Below are 2,782 nucleotides of genomic sequence, written 5' to 3' on the forward strand. Positions count from 1 at the left end.
ACGAGGAGTGAGGATAGTTTCGCGCAGAACAGCTTTTTTCTGGGAGGGGGGTTCGACGGTAGTTACCATGATGGAAATTACTTGACTACATAGCTATATAGGATTTTAAACATAAATAGGTAAGCCAATGATAATTATTAAGTTTTATCAATAGTTATCAATAGTTTTCGGGGTGTAAGACTAGAGGATTTTAGGGATTGCCGCTCAAAGATTGGCTACTATCCAAGCAAGTACCTAAAACTAGAAAAGGGATGAAGTGGCAGTTTTTTGCGATGCTTAAAATGTGACTGCGATAATTAAACCGGAGACTAATAAGCCAAAACCGCTAACCAAAGGCCAAAAACGGGGATAAAACCGAATATTTCCGCCAGAGTGAGTTATTTGACTCCATTCCAGACGAGGAGATAAATCGCGACGAAACCAACCGAGAACTTGTACATATGTATTATTTGTTGTTGCCATGGGGGAGTTAGTAGTCCTGATTTTATGCCAAAAACCAAAACGATAGTTAGGAGCGAGGGGAATTATGCCGGTGCTATCTTTAAGAAAGAAATTCTTTCCTTGAGCAATTAACTCACCGCGGAGTCGGACGGGGATAGCTGGGAGGGGATGACTGTAAGGATTATCAGTTAAAGAAAAAATATCGCTGAAACTAGCATTGTTGAGACGAGGATAACTGGCTAATCGATTGATAATTATACCCAAACCCCCACCGACTAAAATTAGGGCCAATGCACCCCAAGAGCTAAATTTCAGCCAAAGAAAACCAGCTATGACAACCCCAATAATAAAGCCTAGTCCCGAAGCATAATATAAACACAGTCGTAGAAAAAAGTTTTGATAGAGTTTCTTGGAATCTAATTCCATTTCTTGGCGTAATAATTTCCCCAGACTAAATTCTATATCTAGATCCATCTGTCGGGCATAGTTAGTTAAAGCGCGAATCCTTTCACCAGTCAGGGGATGATTAGATTGCAACTCTAACCATTTGGCCCAAGGGTTATATATATCCCAGAGAAAACTCTGTCCGATCCGGCGAGACTCCAATGCGATACCATAAACGTTACCGGCAATGATCGCATCCTGCTCCAGGGCAATATTTAATACATTTGTACTGAATGACAGGGGACTAAACTGGGCAGTTTCTTGGACTAAACCAAAGGCAATTTTTACTAAAGCGCGGGCCAAAGCATTGGGATTACCAGTAACTTGGGCAGCAAAATGATCGGCGAAGTATTCTCTAGTACGAGACAGATAAAGACAGCAAAAAACAAGAATTTGCCTAAAAATAGTGATAATTGGTGAGAGAAGGCCTAGAAAAACTGTGTCTTGAAAATTATTACCTTGATTTTGAGCAAAAGAATCGAGATAACAGCTTAAATGGTCGAAACTAGCACAGATAGTCATCAGGGCAAAGTCTCCCTGCCAAATATGCCCTAATTCATGAGCATATACCGTCGCTACTTCCTCATCGTCGAGATAGGTAAATAAACCTCTGCTAACTACTAAGCGAGCATTACCCCGTCGAGAGCCATAGGTAAAAGCGAGGGGCTGTCCGTCTTCGATAATGCCTAGTTTTGGCGGTTTTAACCCTTTTTCTCGGCATACACGCCCAATTACCGCCGCCGATTCCGGGCTATACCGTTTAATTTCCGCTAAGGACACCCAACGCACTCGATAAAGACGTTTTTGTGTCCAATCAATTAGATTCGGGGCGATAAAAAGGATGAGTCCGCCTAAGAAACCGGTCAAGAGCAAGGCAATAATTACACCCGTCCCCGCAGGGATGAGCAGCAAACGGGTAATTACCAAAAAAAGACCAAATAATATAGCATAAAAAGCCGTAATTGTCAATATTCTAGCAAAAATAAGTCTATTTTCGGGGATAGTCCGGGATAACCGGACACTTACCCGTGCTGCTCGTGCTGCCTTGGGCAGCGATCGAAATTTGACCCCATTAGTGGCAATACCGATGGTTTTTTGTTCAGCACTAAAGATTGTCAGTAATCGTTTGGCCCACTGACTAACTTCCTGATCAAGATGATTTTCTAATTCCAGAGCTAAGGCGATCGCTTGTTGCCGTTGATTATTGCTGCGATAGGCCCGAACAAGAGCCATTTTAGCTTGAATATATAAGGGAGAATGAAAATTAGCTGACTGTTGGCAATATTCTTCCAGTAATTCTACAGCCCTTGCGTAATCCTTTAGCTGCAGACATTTTAATCCTTCTTCCAGTGACATAGATATCCCTTAGCTGTTTATCTATCTTTAGAGATACCCAGAATCGTAGCAAAGATTAAAGGAGTTGGGGAAGTGGGGGTGTGGGGTGTGGGGGATTTTTCAGTGAGCAGTAAACAGTAATCAGTGAACTTAAAACTCTGATCAGGACCTAAGCAAAATTAATTATACATTTCGATCAAGCTTTTGCCTCTTGCCTCTTGCCTATCTTCACTAGGAAATTTATTTTGCATGACTACTTAACTGATAACTGATAACTTACCCACTGATAACTGATTAAAGTACCATTTCTCTGGTGGCTTCTGCATCTATGGGTTTAATCAGATACAATCGCAATAGATTCCCGACGATACCTAGCTGTAAGGGTAACTTACGCAATGTTTTTAGCCATTGAGGAGCGCTGCTTTCATCGATCGCTTTTAATTGTAAATTACGTTCGGCACAACGGTTTAAACGGGGGAAAAATTGGGGATGGTCCACATTTAAAATAGTTGGAAAAGCGCGAGCGGAGGTATTATTAGTCTGACGAATTACCTCTTGATCA

The 2,782-nt window shown here is 41.6% G+C and carries 1 protein-coding gene and 1 pseudogene; both read right to left on the reverse strand.

From position 1 onward, the window contains the following. Window positions 1-276 precede the first annotated feature (276 nt). Entirely contained in the window at window positions 277-2,241 is a 1,965-nt protein-coding gene (locus IM500_RS05990) for a M48 family metalloprotease (RefSeq protein WP_287737967.1), read from the reverse strand. Window positions 2,242-2,514: 273 nt separating this feature from the next. Further along, window positions 2,515-2,782: pseudogene (locus tag IM500_RS05995) on the reverse strand (magnesium-protoporphyrin IX monomethyl ester (oxidative) cyclase); the annotation flags it as partial.

Origin of the sequence: Microcystis sp. M179S2 (assembly GCF_020245805.1) — a bacterium.
GTDB lineage: Bacteria > Cyanobacteriota > Cyanobacteriia > Cyanobacteriales > Microcystaceae > Microcystis > Microcystis aeruginosa.